Source organism: Telluria antibiotica (assembly GCF_011682055.1).
Lineage (GTDB): Bacteria > Pseudomonadota > Gammaproteobacteria > Burkholderiales > Burkholderiaceae_D > Telluria > Telluria antibiotica.
This window is the reverse complement of the sequence record NZ_JAAQOM010000010.1, coordinates 122,360-138,264: the sequence shown is the minus strand read 5'-3', so window position 1 is coordinate 138,264 and position 15,905 is coordinate 122,360. Positions and strand designations below refer to the sequence as shown.

The window sequence follows — 15,905 nt, the reverse complement described above, 5'->3', positions numbered from 1 at the left end:
TTGTGCATGATGGTTCAGAATCACGAGGTTGCCCGCCAGCCTACATTCAGAGGAATGAGAGGAATGTCATTTTGATCGTCTATGAATACCCATTCAACGAGCGGATTCGCACGTTGTTGCGGCTGGAGGACCTGTACGAGAAGTTCAAATTCTTTGTAGCGCAGGAACATCCTCTGCAGCATCATGTCGCGCTCGCGACGATCTTCGACATGCTGGAAGTGGCGGGCCGCGCCGACCTCAAGTCCGACCTGCTGCAGGAACTGGAGCGCCAGCGGCAAAGCCTGCTGGGCTACCGCAGCAACCCTGCCGTCGCCAAGGACGCGCTCGACGCCGTGCTGGCCGAGCTCGACACCGTCAGCAACGCCCTCGTCAACGCACAGGGCAAGACGGGCCAGAACGTACGCGACAACGAATGGCTGATGAGCATCCGCGGCCGCACGATCATCCCCGGTGGCGCCTGCGAATTCGACCTGCCGTCCTACCATGCATGGCAGCGGCGCTCCGCGGAGCAGCGCTACGCCGACATCATGGGATGGTTCACGCCGCTGGCCCCGCTGTTCGACGCGCTGGCCCTCGTGCTGCGCCTGCTGCGCGATTCCGGCGGTCCCGTCAAGATGATCGCCTCGTCCGGCAGCTACCAGCAGATGCTGCAGGGGAAGGTCTACCAGATGCTGCGCCTGTCCGTCGACGAGGCGCTGGGTGCCATCCCCGAGATCTCCGCCAACAAATACATGCTGTGGGTGCGCTTCACCACGCAGGGCGGCGACCTGAAGCCGAAGCCGCTGGAAGAAGACGTGCCGTTCGAGCTCACGCTCTGCAATTTCTGATTTTTAGCCTTTTTAGAAGCACATCATGACCGTCGTATCCTGCCCCACCTGCGGCAAGAAGGTCGAATGGACGGAAGCCAACAAGTTCCGCCCGTTCTGTTCCGACCGCTGCAAGCAAATCGACCTGGGCGCCTGGGCCGAAGAGAAATACACGATCCCCGGCGCGCCGCCCGGCGACGCCGACGAGGATGCCGTCTCGAAGGAATAAGACAGCAAGGAGTCCGCATGCCGTTCGTCACGCTCACCGTCCGCAAGCCGAAGACCGCCGCGTTCAAGGACAAGGTCCTGGCTGCCGTCCACGCCGCGCTCGTCGCGACCGGCGTGCCCGACACGGACCGGTTCCAGCGCGTGCTCGAACTCGACGCGGCCGACTTCCGCTACGACACCCACTACCCCGACGTCCAGACGACGCGCACGGACGACTTCGTGCTGATCGAGATCGTCTGGTCCGTCGGGCGCAGCGTGAAGGTGAAGAAGAAGCTGCTGGCCGACCTGATGGACCGCCTGCGCGCCGACGGGTTCGATCCCGAGAACGTGCTGGTCGTGTTCAAGGAAACGAGCTGGGAGAACTGGTCGTTCGCCGGTGGGCGGCTGCTCCACACGTGAGGCTCGCGGCCGCGCTGGCGCTGGCCGGGATCCGCTTCTACCAACGTTTCGTCTCACCGTACAAGGGCTTTTCCTGCGCGCTGCGCGTGACCACGGGCGGCATCAGCTGCTGGGCCTATGGCCACGCCGTCATCGCACGTTTCGGGCTCGTGCGCGGGCTCGGCTTGCTGCAGCGACGGTTCGCATTGTGCGGGCACGTGCACCGGCGCTCGCACGCGTGCCCGCCGCCACATCCGCGACTGAAGTACCAACTGGGTTTTTGCGACGCGCCGTGCGACCTGCCCTGTGACGGGCATGGCCACTGCGTTCCCGCCGATACCGTCATCGATGCGGCGAAGTGCGTGCTTGATGCGAGCGACTGCGGATGGCCGTCGTGCAACGGACGTCGGCACCGCGGGCGGACGCGCCGCAGCGAGCAACTGGACGCGGCGGCGGAGCGAGTCAGGCGGCGCGAAGCGAGGGTCAGGGACGAACGAGACCGCTGAATCCGCTGGAACCTCAGCCGCCGATCAGCGCATTACAGTTCGGGTTCCACGGGAAATTGTGGATGTCCCGCGTGTCGTTCACGCTGATCGTGCCCGGTGCCGGCGGCACATTCGGGTACAGCAGCGTGTAGTTGTAGGTCGCCGCGTCCGACCCGTCCGGCAAGGTGCCGCCGACCATGATCCCGACCGGCCGGTTCACGGTGACAATGCCGTTCGCGGGTACGGTCACGGGCCCGCCCATGCTGCCGAGGTTCGATTGTTCGTCCGACGGCGGATTGACCTGCAGGGCGCCAGGGTTGAATTGCCAGGTGACCGGCGGCGCGGTGTTGTCGATGGTCTTAATGCGGAACAGTACGATCGCATGCCCCGGCGGTGCCGTGACCGTGCCGTCGGGTAGTGTCGCCGTGTTACAGGCGCCGATCTGGTCGTAGTGGATGACGGCGATCTTGATGCCGCCCGGCGGCAGCGGGCAGCCGGCCAGCCCGGCGCCGAGAAGGACGATCGCGACGGCCCGCTTGGCGGGGCCCCGGAATATGCGTTCCATCGTATGCCTCCATCGTTATGCGGCAGCCGGCAGGTTGCGATGCCAGCGTGCCAGGGCGGCCAGCGCCAGGGCGCTGGTCATGGTTCCGTCGTCGCGGTGCGGGCCGCGCGGCAGGTCGTTGTTGCCACCCTGCCCTTGTGGCGGCACGAGCAGGCTGCAACTGCCCGGCCAGCCCGCGCAGGTGGCCGCCGCGAGCAGGCGGTGCGCGTGCCAGGCGGCGAGTTCGGCGTGGCGTGGCGCGATGCTGGCCAGCGCCAGCAACTGCAGCGCATGGTCGAACACGCTCGCGTCCTGTCCGCCCTGCGCCAGCAGCCACGTGTCCAGCTCCTCGAGCACGGTGGATGGCACCCCGCCCGTGCCGGCCAGCGCGACTGCCCGCCAGGCGTGGCCATACGCGGGCGTCTCCCACCAGAACGGCACGGGCGCGCGTGCGCACAAGGCGGCACGCAGCGGCGCCAGCGTGGACGGCGGGCACCCGGCCGCGCGCAGGGCCAGCAAGGCGACGGCGGTCACTTCCGCATGCGCGCCGCACCAGTCGCCGAAGCGCGGCTCGTCGAACGTGTGCGCGTCGCCGGCCGGATCGACGTAGCGCAGCAGCACGGGCACGGCCGCGCGTGCCTGCGCGGGGGCCGCGGTGGCGAGCAGCAGCAGTGTCCAGGCGGTGCTGTCCGCGTCGCAGCCGGTGCCCCGGTTGTAACCCCAGCCCTGCGGGCGGGCGCAGCCGAGCAGTGCGCGCGTCGCCTGTTGCAGCGCGTGGCGCAGCACCGGCGTCGGGCTCGCATGCGCGAGGCACCATGCGATCCAGGCCGTGCACCAGCACTCGGACGCGCCGGGCTGCAGCGCGAATTCGCGCCAGAAGCCGTCACCATGCTGGCGCCGCGCCAGCGCATCGGCGACGCAGGCCGTCAGTTCGGCGGCGTCGGCGGCAAGCCGACCGGAGGCCGGACCGCTCACCAGTCCGACGGGTCGGTGATGCCGACGCACACGCCGCACGGATAAGGCGTCTTCGTCTTCTCGTAGCCCTGGATCGTGTTGTTGCGGCATACAAAGACTTCCTTGCACCACAGGACGAGTCCCGTGCAGAAGGTATCGGTGCGCGCGAAGCGGCAATCTTCGCCGCTGGGCGTGTCCCAGACGCCGGCGGCCGCAATCGGCGGCGGGGTATCGGACAGGGCAGTAAAACCGGGCAGCATGGCAATCTCCTCGGGTGGGTCAGGGTTCAGTAATGGGGCATCCGCAGCGCGGCGGTGCCCGGCGTGTCGATCAGCAGCGCCGGCTGGCCGTTGCGCGCCGCCCCGTGCGGGCGATAGGAAAAATAGAGGCGCCAGCCTGCGAGGCCGCTGCGGTCGTATTTCACGCCGACGTAGCTGAGCGTGCGGGCGCGCAGCGCGCGGCACAGCGACAGGCAGGTGTCGATGCGCTCCGGGCTTGCGCCCTGCTGCTGCAGGAACGGGAGCGCGCGCGCCAGCGGCACGTTGGCCGGGTCGCATTTGAGGGCGGCGATGTCCCCGTCGTCCGCGACGTCGACGCCGATCACGCCGACGCTGCCACCGGGATGCAGCGCGCGCAAGTCGCGGGCGATCGGCGCGCAGGCATCCTCGGGCCAGCCGAGCGCGCCGGCCAGCTGCTGCAAGGCGGCCGCGCCGAACCCATGCACGTCGCGCTCGACGCGGAAATACACTGCCAGCCGTTCGCCCCCGTCGGCATCGGTCCGGATGCCGAGGCCGCGGGCGCCGGGACAGCCCAGCGCCTGCGCGAGCGCGGCCACCGTGTCGGACCGTACCCGCAGCCGTGACGTCGCACCGAGCAGCGCCTGCAGCGCAGGTGCGGCCGGCTCCTGTGGAAAGCGCAGGTAAGCGGTCAGCGCGCCGATGCGGCGGCCGTCCGTGTCGATGCGCAGCAGGATGGCGTTCGGCAGCATGGCCGCGACCAGCCGCTGCACGGTGAACAGCCACGTCCCGGGCAGCCCTGCCGCTGCCGCGACGCGGGCCAGCGCCGTTCCCACGTCGCCGCGCAGCGGCACCGTGATGCCCTGCACGCCCTCGCGGTGATCGATGCTGTATTCCACGTTCGCGGCGGATTCGCCCAACAGCGCGAGCACCGCCGCGGGCAAAGGCGGCGGCAGCAGAGTCATAGCGGCATGCCCAGCATCGAGTTTTCCAGCCACGGCTGCAGCCCGAGCGGGCCGCGCTCGCCGTCCGCATCGGAGACGAACGGCCATTCCTCGGTGACGTCGACGCGGGTGAACAAGCGCTCCGTGATGCCGGTGGACCGTTCCGTGAAGCCGAGGATCACCGCTACCTGCCGCCGGGCGGACACGCCCTGCACGAGCCGCGTCTCGATCCGCTCCAGCACGTGCCGTTCGCGCTTCTCGGCGGCGGCCAGGAAGATGCCCGGGTGCTGCATGATCAGGTAGTTCAGCGCACGGTGCACGTCGGTCGCGCCGACGTTCTCGGTCGACTGGACGATGCGGTGGAACAGGGCACGCGCCGTATCGGTGAAGGCGTCCACGGGAATGTTCCGGTCCTTCAGCGCCGCGTCCAGCGTGTGCGTCAGCGTGCCGCTCCATTCGTCGAGCCGGAACGTGTACAGCTGGTCGACGAGGAGCACGGGGGCCAGCACGCCGCCGCACGCCTGCGGCGGCGCCATCGGCCCGAGCCGTCCGACCGCCACGGCATAGGCATCCTGGGCTTCGCCGGCAGCCAAGGCCTCGAACAAGGCGCCGCGCAGGTAATTGCCGGCCGGCGCCAGGATGTAGGCGGGGCTGCCGCCCACGGTGAACAGGTAGCAGGCTTGCGCGGCCAGGTGCGGATTTTTTTCCAGTACCGCGCACAGGCGCGCAAGCCGGCCTCCCGGCGCGTGCCCCAATGCACGTTCGCGCTGCTGGTACTCTCGCTCCAGACCCAGCGATGGAAAGCGCACCTCGATCCGGCCAAGCGCGTACACATACTGCTGCGGCGGCGCCCCCGCCTGGGCGGCACAGCTGGGGCAAGGCGCGTGGGCTGGGGCGGGCGGTGCGCTGGCGTGGTCCGGAGCGGCTTCGGTCATGATGGCTTCCTTTCAGGACAGGGGCAAATGCTGGAATGCACGCCAGACGTCGAGGTCGGGCGGCAGCGTGCGGCTAGCCGGGCCGGTGCCGCGATGCAGCGCGGCACACAGATGGGCGGCGGGCAAGGGACTGCGCGCGACCAGTGACGCGAGTGCCGCGCCCGCCAGCGCCGCGGCGAAGCTCGTGCCGGACGCGGTCGTGGCGCGTCCGCCGGCCAGCACCACGGGCACCGCGTGGCCCGGGGCGCCGATGCCGCGCGCGGCTCGCGGCCCCCAGGCGCTGCCGGCCGTGGTGACGGGCACGAGTGCCGGGTGCGCGTACAAGGGATGGGCGATGGCGCCGCCATGGTTGCCGGCTGGCGCCAGTACGGGTATGCCGGCAGCGTGTGCCGTATCGAGCGCGGCCTGCGCAGCCTGCAGGAAGCCGGGCGCGGTACCGAGGAATTCGAAGCCCAGCAGGATGAAATCCGGCCGCGCCGCGCACGCCTCCAGCAGGTGCTGCGCGCAGCGCGCACCGGCTGCCTGCGCGTCGCCCAGCGTGGGCCAGCACAGCAGGTGCATGTGGTCGTCCGCGCCCGGCACCACGAGCAGCGATGCCATGGCCGTCGCGTGGTCGGATGGCGTCTGCATCGCCTCCGGGTCGCCCCGGGCGACCAACGAGACGCGCGCAAAGTGGGGCGCCGTCGCGTCGACGGGTCCGTCCAGCAGCGCGACCGTGGTGGCACGCATCGCACACCGTGCCCGCAGCAGGCGCGGGAAACCGAGGCCCGCGTACAGCACTTCGCGCTGCATGGTGAGGTCCAGACCCGTCATCGCGATTCCTTTTGGTAATCGGAGAGGTGCTACAGGCAGTCAGGTTAGAAGGTTAGCAGGTTTGCACGCCGTGTCCAGTCCGATCGCAGCAATGGCGACGAGGGCGCGCGTCTCTATTCGATTTCGACTCGATGTCGCAACAGTTTTATACGAATGCGATCGCGCGCGGTGGTGTGGTGACTGATTGTCAAACTGCGCGTGCCTGCGTACACTGCCGACGAAGTTTCCCGTCAATTAACAAGGAGCCATCCGTGGGCATTCGCGCTTTCTTTGCTTCGATTACACCGCAAACGCTTGGGCAATTTCTGGAAGACCCCGACATGGTCGAAGCGCTGCTGTATCCGGACTACGATAGCTTGCCGCCGAATTCCATGAGCCTGGACAAAGCCTGGCATGGCCTGCATTACCTGCTGACGGGTGACCCCGTGGGCGGCGAACCACCGTTATCGCTGGCGATTCTCGATGGAGCCGAAATCGGGCCGGATCTCGATTATGGACCGGCACGCTATCTGACGCCGGACGAGGTCAAAACTGTCGCGCAAGCGCTGGCCGCGCTCACGCCGGAGACGTTGGCGCAACGGTACGATCCGGGCGCGATGGAAGAGAAGAACGTCTACCCCGCCATCTGGGCGGAGGAAGGGAACGAGGGGCTCGAGTTTCTGCTCGGTTACTACTCGGCGTTGCAGCGGTTCTATACGGACGCGGCCGCGCGCGGTGACGTCGTGATCCACTGCCTGACTTGATCGTCCCGTGTCGGCGCACGAGGCTCAAGCAGCCTCGCCGCGCCCCGCATACCGCACCTGATCCAGCCACGCCAGCAACGGAATCGTCGCCGGCAGCAGCGGACTGACGGCATACGCGCCCTGCCACGCGAAGGCCTGCCCTTCCAGGCTTTGTGGTTCGCCTTCCCATTCGCGGCTGATGTAGAAGTACAGGCGCACGTGCGCGTGCTCGTACACGTGTTCGACGCAGCACCAGGGCTCGGCCGAGATCACCTTCACGCCCAGTTCCTCGACGAACTCGCGCTGCAGCGCGTGGAAGATGTCCTCGCCAGGTTCGACTTTCCCGCCCGGGAATTCCCAGTAGCCGGCGTACGGTTTGCCGTCAGGGCGCTGGCCGAGGAGCACGTCGCCGTTCGGGCGCATCAGCACGCCCACCGCCACATCGACCGGCTTCTCAGACATCGACCTGTTCCTGACTAGGCGCGGGCGGCAGCTTGCCCGCGTAATCCTTCGCGAACTGCCACGCCACGCGGCCCGAGCGCGAGCCGCGGCCCAGCGCCCAGCGCAGCGCGTCGCCGCGCGCGGCCGCGATCTGCTCGGGCGTGCAGCCGAAGCTCGTCAGCCAGTGGCCGACGATGTCCAGGTAGTCGTCCTGGCGGAATGGATAGAACGACAGCCACAGGCCGAAGCGCTCCGACAGCGAGATCTTTTCCTCGACCGTCTCGGCCGGGTGCAGGTCGTCGTCGGCCACGTGCTTGTAGCCGTCGTTGTCCGAGAATTTTTCCGGCATCAGGTGCCGGCGGTTCGACGTCGCGTAGATCAGCACATTGTCCGACTGCGCCGCGATGCTGCCGTCCAGCGCCACCTTCAGCGCCTTGTAGCCCGCTTCGCCCTCTTCGAAACTGAGGTCGTCGCAAAAGATCACGAAACGCTCCGGCCGGCCCGCCACGAGGTCGACGATGTCCGGCAGGTCCGCGAGGTCGGCCTTGTCGACTTCGATCAGGCGCAGGCCCTGCGGCGCGAACTGGTTCAGGCACGCCTTGATCAGCGACGATTTGCCCGTGCCGCGCGCGCCCGTCAGCAGCACGTTGTTGGCGGGGCGCTTGCCCACGAACTGGCGCGTGTTCTGCTCGATCTGTTCTTTCTGCTGGCCGATGTGCTGCAGGTCGTCGAGGCGGATGTGCGATGCGTGCGTCACCGCCTGCAGATGCTTGACGTTGCCCGCGCCCGGACGCTTGCGCCAGCGGTACGCGTAGCCGTGGCGGAAATCCGGATCGCGCGGCGCGGCGGGCGGCAATAACGCCTCCACGCGCGCCAGCAGGGCTTCGGCGCGGTGCAGGAAATTCTCCAGCTGGTTCATCGAATCAGGAACGGTAGTCGGCGTTGATCGAGACGTAGTCGTGCGACAGGTCGCAAGTCCACACGGTGGCGTCCGCGTCGCCGCGCGCGAGCACGACGCGCACGAGGATCTCGGCCTTCTTCATCACGCGCTGGCCATCCTCTTCCTTGTACTCGGGATTGCGGCCGCCGGACTTGGCGACGAGGACGTCGTCCAGGTACAGGTCGAGCTTGGCCGTATCGAGGTCGTCGACGCCCGCGTAGCCGATGGCCGCGAGGATGCGGCCCAGGTTCGGGTCGGACGCGAAGAACGCGGTCTTGACGAGCGGCGAGTGGGCGATGGCGTAGGCGATCTTGCGGCACTCGTCCATGTCGCGGCCCTGCTCCACCGTGATCGTGATGAACTTGGTGGCGCCTTCGCCGTCGCGGATGATCTGCTGCGCCAGGTGGCGCGAGATGCCGGTGACGGCGTCGCGCAGCGCGATGTAGTCCGGGCTGTCGGTCGAATCGACGACGAGCGAACCGGCGCCCGTCGCGACGAGGATGAACGAGTCGTTGGTCGACGTGTCGCCGTCGATCGTGATGCTGTTGAACGAGCGGTCGGCCGCGTACTTCACGAGTTCGTCCAGCACGGGCTGCGCGACCTTCGCGTCGAATGCCAGGTAGCCCAGCATCGTCGCCATGTTCGGCTTGATCATGCCGGCGCCCTTGCTGATGCCCGTCATCGTGACGGTGTGGCCGCCGACCGTCGTCGTCAGCGACGCCGCTTTCGGCTGCGTGTCCGTCGTCATGATGGCTTCCGCCGCATTGAACCAGTTGTCGGCCTTCAGGTTCGCGATGGCGGCCGGCAGGCCCGCGACGATCTTTTGCACGGGCAGCGGTTCCAGGATCACGCCCGTGGAGAACGGCAGCACCTGCTGCGCATCGAGGCCCAGCAGGTGCGCGACTTCCGCGCACGTGGCCTGCGCGTTCGCGAGGCCCGGTTCACCGGTACCCGCGTTCGCATTGCCCGTGTTGACGACCAGGGCGCGGATCGGCTTGCCCCCGGCCTTCACTGCCGCCAGATTCGCCTTGCTCACCTGGACCGGCGCCGCGCAGAAGCGGTTCTTCGTGAACACGCCGGCGACGGTCGCCCCTTCGGCGAGCTTCATCACCAGCACATCCTTGCGGTTCGGCTTCTTGATGCCGGCTTCGGCGTAACCGAGTTCGATGCCGGCGACGGGTTTCAGTTCGGCGGCGACGGGCAGGGGGGAATTGACGGCCATGGCGTTCTCTAATGAAAAGATGGAAAGAAGGTCCGGTATTGTAACGCCTCATCGGCGAGCACACCGGTAAGCCGCCGGTGTTAATACATGCTTAAGTTGGTCAATTGATAATCGGAAACATCACGAACGGGGACATGCCTCTTTGGTAAGATGCCCCATCTACCGGAGGATCGATGACCGACAACCAACGCGACGTAGCGAGCGCCGGCTTTTCGCTGGCGATCGTGCTGTTCGCCCTGTTCCTGACGCAGCGCTTCATCCTGCCGTTGCTGTGGGCGGCCATCCTGTGCATCGCCACCTGGCCGCTGTACGTGCGCGTCCGCACGGCGTTGAAGGGGCGCGCGATCCTCGCCGCGGCCCTTGTCACCATCGCGATGGCCATCGCCTTCATCACGCCGCTCACGCTGGGCGTCACGCAGGCCGCGCGCCAGGCGCCCGCGCTGGCCCAGGTGGTCGCCAACGCCAACACGGAAGGCCTCGCGGCGCCCGAGTGGTTGCACCGCATCCCGTTCGCGGGCGACGCCATCTACAACTGGTGGCTCGCGACCCTGGGCCAGCCGCACGGCCTCGCGCACCTGCTGCAGGACGGCTCCGTCGGGCGCATGCAGACCGCGAGCGAAGTCCTCAAGCGCGTGGGCAGCGGCGTCATGCACCGCCTCGTCGACATCCTGTTCGCGTTCCTGTGCCTGTTCTTCTTCTACAAGGACGGCGTCGCCCTGCAGCGCCAGACGGACGCCATCGGCGCCCACCTGATCGGCACGCGGCGCTGGACGCTGTTCTCTCTGAAGGTGCCCGTCGCCGTGCGCGCCACCGTCAACGGCCTGGTGCTCGTCGGCCTCGCGGAAGGCGTCCTGCTGGGCATCGGCTACCAGTTCGCGCACGTACCGTCGGCCATGCTGTGGGCCGCCGTCACGGGCATCCTCGCCATCATCCCGTTCGGCGCTCCCCTCGCCTTCGGCGCGGCCGCCGCGCTGCTGGCGTGGCAGGGCGCGACGATCGCCGCGATCGCGATCGTCGTCCTCGGCGTCGTCGTGCTGTTCGTGGCCGACCATTTCGTGCGTCCCGCGATGATCGGCAACGCCACGCAACTGCCCTTCCTCGCCGTCCTGCTGGGCATCCTGGGCGGCGTCGAGACGCTGGGCCTGATCGGCCTGTTCATCGGCCCCGTCGTGATGACGCTGTTCGTCACCTTGTGGCACGAAGCGCGCGCGCTGCGCGAAGCGCAACCGCTGGACCTCGACCCGACGTGAGGCCTGCTACAGCTGGGTGATCGTACCGATGATGACGGTAATCGTGACTGCCGACAAAAGCGTCGTCCAGGTGATGATGGATGCCATGGTTTCGGAATCGCCTCCCATTTGACGCGCCATGATGTACGCATTGCCGGCGCATGGCACCGATGAGTACAACAACGCAATGTGGGCAGGCGTTCCCGACGCCCCCTGCACCTTCAACAGCGTCAGGGTGCAAAGCGGCATGACCAGGAGTTTGAGACCGACGGCATAACCGGTGGCGATCGCCTGGCGAGCTTGCATGACCAGCATCAGGCCCGCACCCACCGACATCAAACTGAGCGGCGTTGCCGCATTGCCGAGATACGTCAGGAACTGCCTGGCGGCGCCAGCAACATGCAAGTCGGCCACGTTGAGCGCGAGGCCGAGCATGGCGCCGATGATCAGCGGGTTCTGCACCATGGCGGCCACGGTGCCCTTGAACGATTTCTTGCCGCCGGTGCCGTAATGGTTCATGACGAGCACACTCATCACGTTCGTCAGCACGATCATATAGGCGACGAACACGCCCGATATCGCCACGCCTTCCGCTCCGGACAGCGACTGTGCCAGTGCAACGAACACGTAGGAGTTGTAGCGTACGCCGCCCTGGAAAATGGACGTGAACAGATCGTTGCGCACGGTGACCACACGTTGGGCAACCAGGATGAAGATCGCGACCAGCAGCGTGCCGCCCACGGTCGCCAGGATCGAACTGGACGTGTTGGCACTGGCGAAGTTTGCATCGCTGACGTCAAGCAGCAGCAGCGATGGGAAAAAAACGTAGTAGACAAGTTTGTCCGCCGCCTTCCAGAAGCCGTCGTCGCGCACGAAGCGGTTCTTGACCAGATAGCCTGCCGTGATGAGCAGGAAGATCGGCAGCACCGACATAAAGATGTTCAGCATTCGACTGTTTCTCCCGGCTGGAACACACGGGACTTCACAGGATTGAGATTTCGGTGGTTCCACAGGTTGGCCGCAACGAAGACGCGCTGCACCCAGCGCATCGGGTTGTCGAACTCGTCATTCGTGCCGCTGAACTTGTCACGGGAATGCAAGGTGAAGCGATTGTCGATATACACCAGGCGGCCGGGCGTCACATCGACGCCAAATGAACTTTCGCGTATCGCCGCGTAAAAATTCTCCATCGCGGCTGCAGCGGCACTCGATTGAGGTTCCACCATGTCCGGATAGAACACTGCGCTGACCTCGGGCAGGCTCGCGCTGCCGCGCACCAGAGGCACAGGTTCGGTCTGGACAATATTGCCTCGACGCCAGCGATAAGGGACCTTGATGCGGTACAGCGGCATGCGCAGACATTCGATGTCTTCCGCGGTCAAGTTCTGCAGGGCGATACGCGCATCCGCCAAACGGGTCAGTGGACCTTCCGGGTCGTGACGAACCCCGGTCAGCAAGAGTCCCAGCGGCGAGAAATTGAAGTCCCCCATGAACTTCAATGCGGCGTTCTCGATGTGAAAATCCAGTTCCACTTCGGAACCAAGGCCAGTGTATTCACGTTTTGCACGCTTGGTCGGGATGAGATTGTTCACGATGTCTCCCCCTTCGAACAGGATCGAATACGGTTCGCCGATCAGCGCTGCAAACGCCATGATCAGGTTTTCGCTGACGTGCCCGCTCTTGGATGCAGGCGTGAACACGTCCGGATCCGGCGTCGTGAAGACCTGCTCGTCCGTCGGCAGGTTTTCGAAAACAAGATGCGACCTCGGCTGGATGGATGCGCGCTGTTCCGACAGCGCGTCGATGATACGCCGCGGCAGCGTCGAAATCGCCGTCATGCGCAAATCCGTGATGTAGGCCAGCGAGCCGCTGGGATCATAGGCGATCTTGTTTAACGCGTTACCGAGGCGATCGCGTTCGGTGTCGGTCAATTTGAAAAGGCAAGTATTATTCATTTTTTAGTGATGTTCCACGTGCTTCGGGTGAATACATGACGCGCATGAATCCAGATAATTGGCATGACCTACCGGGGCCAATATGAGAAATTGAAAAGACTCCACGAACAATTGATTGCGCGCCGAAGGCACCGCACAGGCATCGCAGACTCATTCTTTAGCGACGGAATTATCTTGTTTGATAATTACAGTGTCAATATCAAAACAAATGAACTATAAATAATAGGAATTTTCTGAGTGTATATTCGCGACAATCGCTTAACCATCAAGATTTCCAATATTCGCATCGCACCGATATTTCCAATAAATCAGACATCAGCCGATATCTTTTTCCAATTATTTGTCCAATCAGAATAAAACCTTGAATTGCCGCGGTTTTCGGTGGCTTTATTGTTTGGCAGTACCAATAGCCATGGCCTGGACCGACTACCAGTGATGAAGAGCGTGAGCAGGTTGGAGCGGGAAGTGCGCGAGTTGCGCAGGGACAAGCGAATCGGTGTGTCAGGACAGCGCCGAGGAGCGACACACTGCCACCGAGGCGGTGGCATGTCGATATGATCAAAACACCGGCTTATAGCGGAGCATCAATCAGCAACTCTGGCCTCAAGGCACGGATTCGCAGTTCAGTGAAATAACCGCCTGCCTCGTTATATTGCAAGAAATGACGTCCACATGCCTGACAGCGCAATACTTGACTACGATTGCAGGGGAAATAACGCGGTGCAATGGGCGCGTCTTCGCTCTCATACCGCGTGCCTTGCGGATGATATTCACTGAACGTCGGTTCGTCGTAAGGATCGTCGACGAGGGTTCCGATTTCCTCAAGACCGTCCAGATCGAGCGAAAGAGGCAGTTTTTGCCAAGCCAGCAATGGAACGGCACTGCATTTGCAGGTCGCCGTCACGGCAGCCGATGCGGCGGCCAGTTGCGACAATTCAGGGAAATCAATTTTATTCATGCATGGACTCATTTTTAAATGGCCGACATGTCGGCGTATTTTGCGCAAGGGTAACATATATCGCGTGAATTGTAGAGGTTGTGCGATACTGCGCAACCGGCTCGGGCCCACGGATACGAACGGATAAACCTGATGGCAAAAAGGTTTATCCGATTTATCTGTCTCGACTTGCGTCAGTCGGCGTAACAGACCTGGACACGCATTATTTGCTTTCCAGCGCCGGAACCTCTTGACCCTCACGCCACGTGAGGCCTGACCATGGCATCACGCTGAAGAACGGAGAGACACGATGCTGAAAGTGGGAGAGCTGGCCGCGCTGGCCAACCTGACGGTGCGCACCCTGCACCACTACGACAGCATCGGGCTGCTGCGTCCTTCGGCGCGTTCCGATGCCGGCTACCGGCTCTACGACCGCGATGACGTGGCGCGCCTGCACCGTATCCAGGCCTTGCGCGCATTCGGCATGAGCCTGTCCGACATCGGCCTCACGCTGGACAGTCCGGCGGGTTCGCCCCTGGCGATCGTCGACCGCCAGCTGGAATCGCTCGAGGTGCGCATGGCGGAAGCCCGGCGCCTGCGCGGCCAGCTGCTGCGCGTGCGCGAACAACTCGTGCGCGGCACCGCGCCGGACCTGTCCACGTGGCTCACCACACTGGAAAACACCATGGACATGACGAACGTGTACGAACGCTATTTCAGCAAGGAAGAATTGCAACGCATGCCGATGAGCGGCAGCGACGCCGCACAGGCCGAGTGGCAAGGCATGGTCGAACAGGCGCGCGGACTGATGGAGTCACAGGTGCCGCCGACCGCGGGCGCCGCAAAGGCCTTCGCCCTGCGCTGGCTGCAGGTCTTCGAGCGCGATACGGGCGGCGACCCGGCGCTGCAGGCGAAACTGAACGTGATGGCAGCGCAGGAGAAGGAGGCTGTCGGCTTGCCGGCGCACGTCTTCGACTACGTGAAGGCCGCCGTCGGCGAACTCAAGTTCGACGCCTGGGCGAAATACATGCGGCCGGAAGTCATCGACCGCATGCGCCGCCACTTCACCGCGCGCGGCCACGAGTGGACACCGCTGATCGCGCAAGTGCAGGCCGAGATCAAAGCCGACCCGGAAGCAACGGGCGCGCGCGCGCGCGACCTCGGGCGCCAGTGGCTGGCGCTGTTCCACGACATGGTCGGCGACGATCCGCAGGACGTCGACGCCTTCCGTAAGGGCACGGCGACGGATCCCCTGCTGCGCATGGGCCCGGGCATCGGCGATGCGACGATCGCCTGGCTGCGCAAGGCGATGAGCGCCTGACGTCCGCACGGCCCGCCACCGCGGGCCGTTATCCATGCCCGAGCAGCATCTTCGCGACGGGCAGCCAGGCCGGCCAAAGATACAGGCTGACGTGCGTGACCTGCACACCGAAGCTCCAGATCAGGCCCGCCACGTAGGCGGGGTGCAGGCGGCCCCGCGTGACGAGGTCGCAGGCGCCGATGCCGAGCACCATGACGTCGTTCGTCAGGTGCAGGGTCAGGAACGTCGCCCAGAAACTCTGGCCCCAGTGGCCGAACGGGTAGGCGGCGCCGACCGCCCCGCCGAGCCAGCGCGCGAAGCCCGCCGTGCTCAATTGCAGGATCGCCAGCAGCATCAGGCGCCGGTGGGCCGCCGGCCGCTTGCGATACACGATACCCGCCACGCTCAGGCCCACGAAGCCGATCAGGTCACCCATCTGGACGCTGAAAAACGCGGGGTCGCTGTGGTCCGTGCCGAAATTCCGGGTCTGGATCGTGTACGCCGTCGCCGTGCCGACGATGGCCATCACGGCGATCCACCACCCCATCGCCACGCCGAGGCGCCGATGCAGCGCCGGCCGCGCCGACCGTACCAGCAGGACTTGCGCCGTGTATCCGACCAGCCATGCGACGAACACGGCGGAATGCACGTGCAGGATAGCGGGGTAAGGCGGGTCGCCGTTGCTGACGTGGCGCGCGACCTCGCCGCCGAAGCCGAGGATCATGCCGAGCCAGATCAACCCGACATAGATGAGGATGAGCACACCGTCGGCGGGGTGGCTGGGCGCGAACGTGCGGCGCGGCGGTAGCGGCGGTGCGGCGGCATCGGTCAACATG

20 protein-coding genes are annotated in these 15,905 nt (G+C 65.5%); 7 read left to right on the top strand and 13 right to left on the bottom strand.

The features are described 5' to 3' along the window. The first annotated feature begins 71 nt into the window (after window positions 1-71). The 4 genes from zapD to yidD are packed head-to-tail and all read left to right on the top strand — an operon-like array spanning window position 72 to window position 1,918. Window positions 72-827 carry a cell division protein ZapD gene (gene zapD, locus HAV22_RS17390; RefSeq protein ID WP_166860704.1) on the top strand — a complete coding sequence of 252 codons (756 nt, stop codon included), beginning with the start codon at window positions 72-74 and terminating at the stop codon, window positions 825-827. Between the two features lie 25 nt (window positions 828-852). Further along, entirely contained in the window at window positions 853-1,035 is a 183-nt protein-coding gene (gene yacG / locus HAV22_RS17385) for a DNA gyrase inhibitor YacG (protein WP_166860702.1), read from the top strand. 17 nt (window positions 1,036-1,052) lie between these two features. Then, entirely contained in the window at window positions 1,053-1,433 is a 381-nt protein-coding gene (locus tag HAV22_RS17380; protein ID WP_166860700.1) for a tautomerase family protein, read from the top strand. Beyond that, window positions 1,430-1,918, top strand: a complete 489-nt coding sequence (gene yidD / locus HAV22_RS17375; protein WP_166860699.1) for a membrane protein insertion efficiency factor YidD — start codon at window positions 1,430-1,432, stop codon at window positions 1,916-1,918. The genes HAV22_RS17380 and yidD overlap by 4 nt, the downstream gene beginning before the upstream one ends. 13 nt (window positions 1,919-1,931) lie before the next feature. Here yidD and HAV22_RS17370 read toward each other — a convergent pair whose 3' ends face one another. The 6 genes from HAV22_RS17370 to HAV22_RS17345 are packed head-to-tail and all read right to left on the bottom strand — an operon-like array spanning window position 1,932 to window position 6,323. Further along, window positions 1,932-2,462 carry a hypothetical protein gene (locus tag HAV22_RS17370; RefSeq protein ID WP_166860697.1) on the bottom strand — a complete coding sequence of 177 codons (531 nt, stop codon included), beginning with the start codon at window positions 2,460-2,462 and terminating at the stop codon, window positions 1,932-1,934. Window positions 2,463-2,477: 15 nt separating this feature from the next. Next, on the bottom strand, window positions 2,478-3,416 hold the full coding sequence (locus HAV22_RS17365; RefSeq protein WP_166860695.1) for a hypothetical protein: 939 nt from the start codon (window positions 3,414-3,416) through the stop codon (window positions 2,478-2,480). Next, complete coding sequence (locus HAV22_RS17360; RefSeq protein WP_166860694.1) at window positions 3,413-3,655, bottom strand: hypothetical protein; 243 nt, start codon at window positions 3,653-3,655, stop codon at window positions 3,413-3,415. Before HAV22_RS17360 ends, HAV22_RS17365 begins: the two co-directional genes overlap by 4 nt. Before the next feature lie 26 nt (window positions 3,656-3,681). Then, on the bottom strand, window positions 3,682-4,596 hold the full coding sequence (locus tag HAV22_RS17355; protein WP_166860692.1) for a hypothetical protein: 915 nt from the start codon (window positions 4,594-4,596) through the stop codon (window positions 3,682-3,684). Then, the gene (locus tag HAV22_RS17350; RefSeq protein WP_166860691.1) at window positions 4,593-5,510 is read right to left on the bottom strand and encodes a cyanobactin maturation protease PatG family protein; all 918 of its coding nucleotides are present in this window, start codon (window positions 5,508-5,510) and stop codon (window positions 4,593-4,595) included. Before HAV22_RS17350 ends, HAV22_RS17355 begins: the two co-directional genes overlap by 4 nt. Before the next feature lie 12 nt (window positions 5,511-5,522). Continuing rightward, window positions 5,523-6,323, bottom strand: a complete 801-nt coding sequence (locus HAV22_RS17345; protein WP_166860689.1) for a S8/S53 family peptidase — start codon at window positions 6,321-6,323, stop codon at window positions 5,523-5,525. 251 nt (window positions 6,324-6,574) lie between these two features. On the opposite strand from HAV22_RS17345, the gene HAV22_RS17340 reads away from it, so the two are divergent. Continuing rightward, window positions 6,575-7,066: a YfbM family protein gene (locus tag HAV22_RS17340; RefSeq protein WP_166860688.1), complete on the top strand. Its 492-nt coding sequence runs from the start codon at window positions 6,575-6,577 to the stop codon at window positions 7,064-7,066. Between the two features lie 24 nt (window positions 7,067-7,090). Here HAV22_RS17340 and HAV22_RS17335 read toward each other — a convergent pair whose 3' ends face one another. From HAV22_RS17335 to argJ, 3 genes are read right to left on the bottom strand one after another with little or no spacing between them, the layout of a single operon-like run. Next, window positions 7,091-7,507 (bottom strand): NUDIX domain-containing protein, encoded by a 417-nt coding sequence (locus tag HAV22_RS17335; RefSeq protein WP_166860686.1) that lies wholly within the window; start codon window positions 7,505-7,507, stop codon window positions 7,091-7,093. Next, the gene (locus tag HAV22_RS17330; RefSeq protein WP_166860685.1) at window positions 7,500-8,405 is read right to left on the bottom strand and encodes an ATP-binding protein; all 906 of its coding nucleotides are present in this window, start codon (window positions 8,403-8,405) and stop codon (window positions 7,500-7,502) included. The genes HAV22_RS17335 and HAV22_RS17330 overlap by 8 nt, the downstream gene beginning before the upstream one ends. 4 nt (window positions 8,406-8,409) lie before the next feature. After that, window positions 8,410-9,648: a bifunctional glutamate N-acetyltransferase/amino-acid acetyltransferase ArgJ gene (argJ, locus tag HAV22_RS17325; protein ID WP_166860683.1), complete on the bottom strand. Its 1,239-nt coding sequence runs from the start codon at window positions 9,646-9,648 to the stop codon at window positions 8,410-8,412. Window positions 9,649-9,821: 173 nt separating this feature from the next. Between argJ and HAV22_RS17320 the strand changes: the two genes are divergently transcribed. Then, a complete protein-coding gene (locus tag HAV22_RS17320) occupies window positions 9,822-10,898 on the top strand; it encodes an AI-2E family transporter (protein WP_166860682.1) in 1,077 nt (358 codons plus the stop codon). 6 nt (window positions 10,899-10,904) lie between these two features. Here the strand turns inward: HAV22_RS17320 and HAV22_RS17315 are convergent, their stop codons facing one another. The 3 genes from HAV22_RS17315 to HAV22_RS17305 form a co-directional block, all read right to left on the bottom strand. Then, window positions 10,905-11,825, bottom strand: a complete 921-nt coding sequence (locus HAV22_RS17315; protein ID WP_166860681.1) for an AEC family transporter — start codon at window positions 11,823-11,825, stop codon at window positions 10,905-10,907. Next, window positions 11,819-12,808, bottom strand: coding sequence for a TauD/TfdA family dioxygenase (locus tag HAV22_RS17310; protein WP_208296242.1), 990 nt, complete (start codon window positions 12,806-12,808; stop codon window positions 11,819-11,821). Before HAV22_RS17310 ends, HAV22_RS17315 begins: the two co-directional genes overlap by 7 nt. A gap of 595 nt (window positions 12,809-13,403) precedes the next feature. After that, a complete protein-coding gene (locus HAV22_RS17305) occupies window positions 13,404-13,790 on the bottom strand; it encodes a hypothetical protein (RefSeq protein ID WP_166860678.1) in 387 nt (128 codons plus the stop codon). A 289-nt stretch (window positions 13,791-14,079) separates the two neighbouring features. Between HAV22_RS17305 and HAV22_RS17300 the strand changes: the two genes are divergently transcribed. Then, window positions 14,080-15,090: a MerR family transcriptional regulator gene (locus HAV22_RS17300; protein WP_166860677.1), complete on the top strand. Its 1,011-nt coding sequence runs from the start codon at window positions 14,080-14,082 to the stop codon at window positions 15,088-15,090. A 28-nt stretch (window positions 15,091-15,118) separates the two neighbouring features. Here the strand turns inward: HAV22_RS17300 and HAV22_RS17295 are convergent, their stop codons facing one another. Then, entirely contained in the window at window positions 15,119-15,904 is a 786-nt protein-coding gene (locus HAV22_RS17295; RefSeq protein WP_166860675.1) for a hypothetical protein, read from the bottom strand. Window position 15,905: the final 1 nt, after the last annotated feature.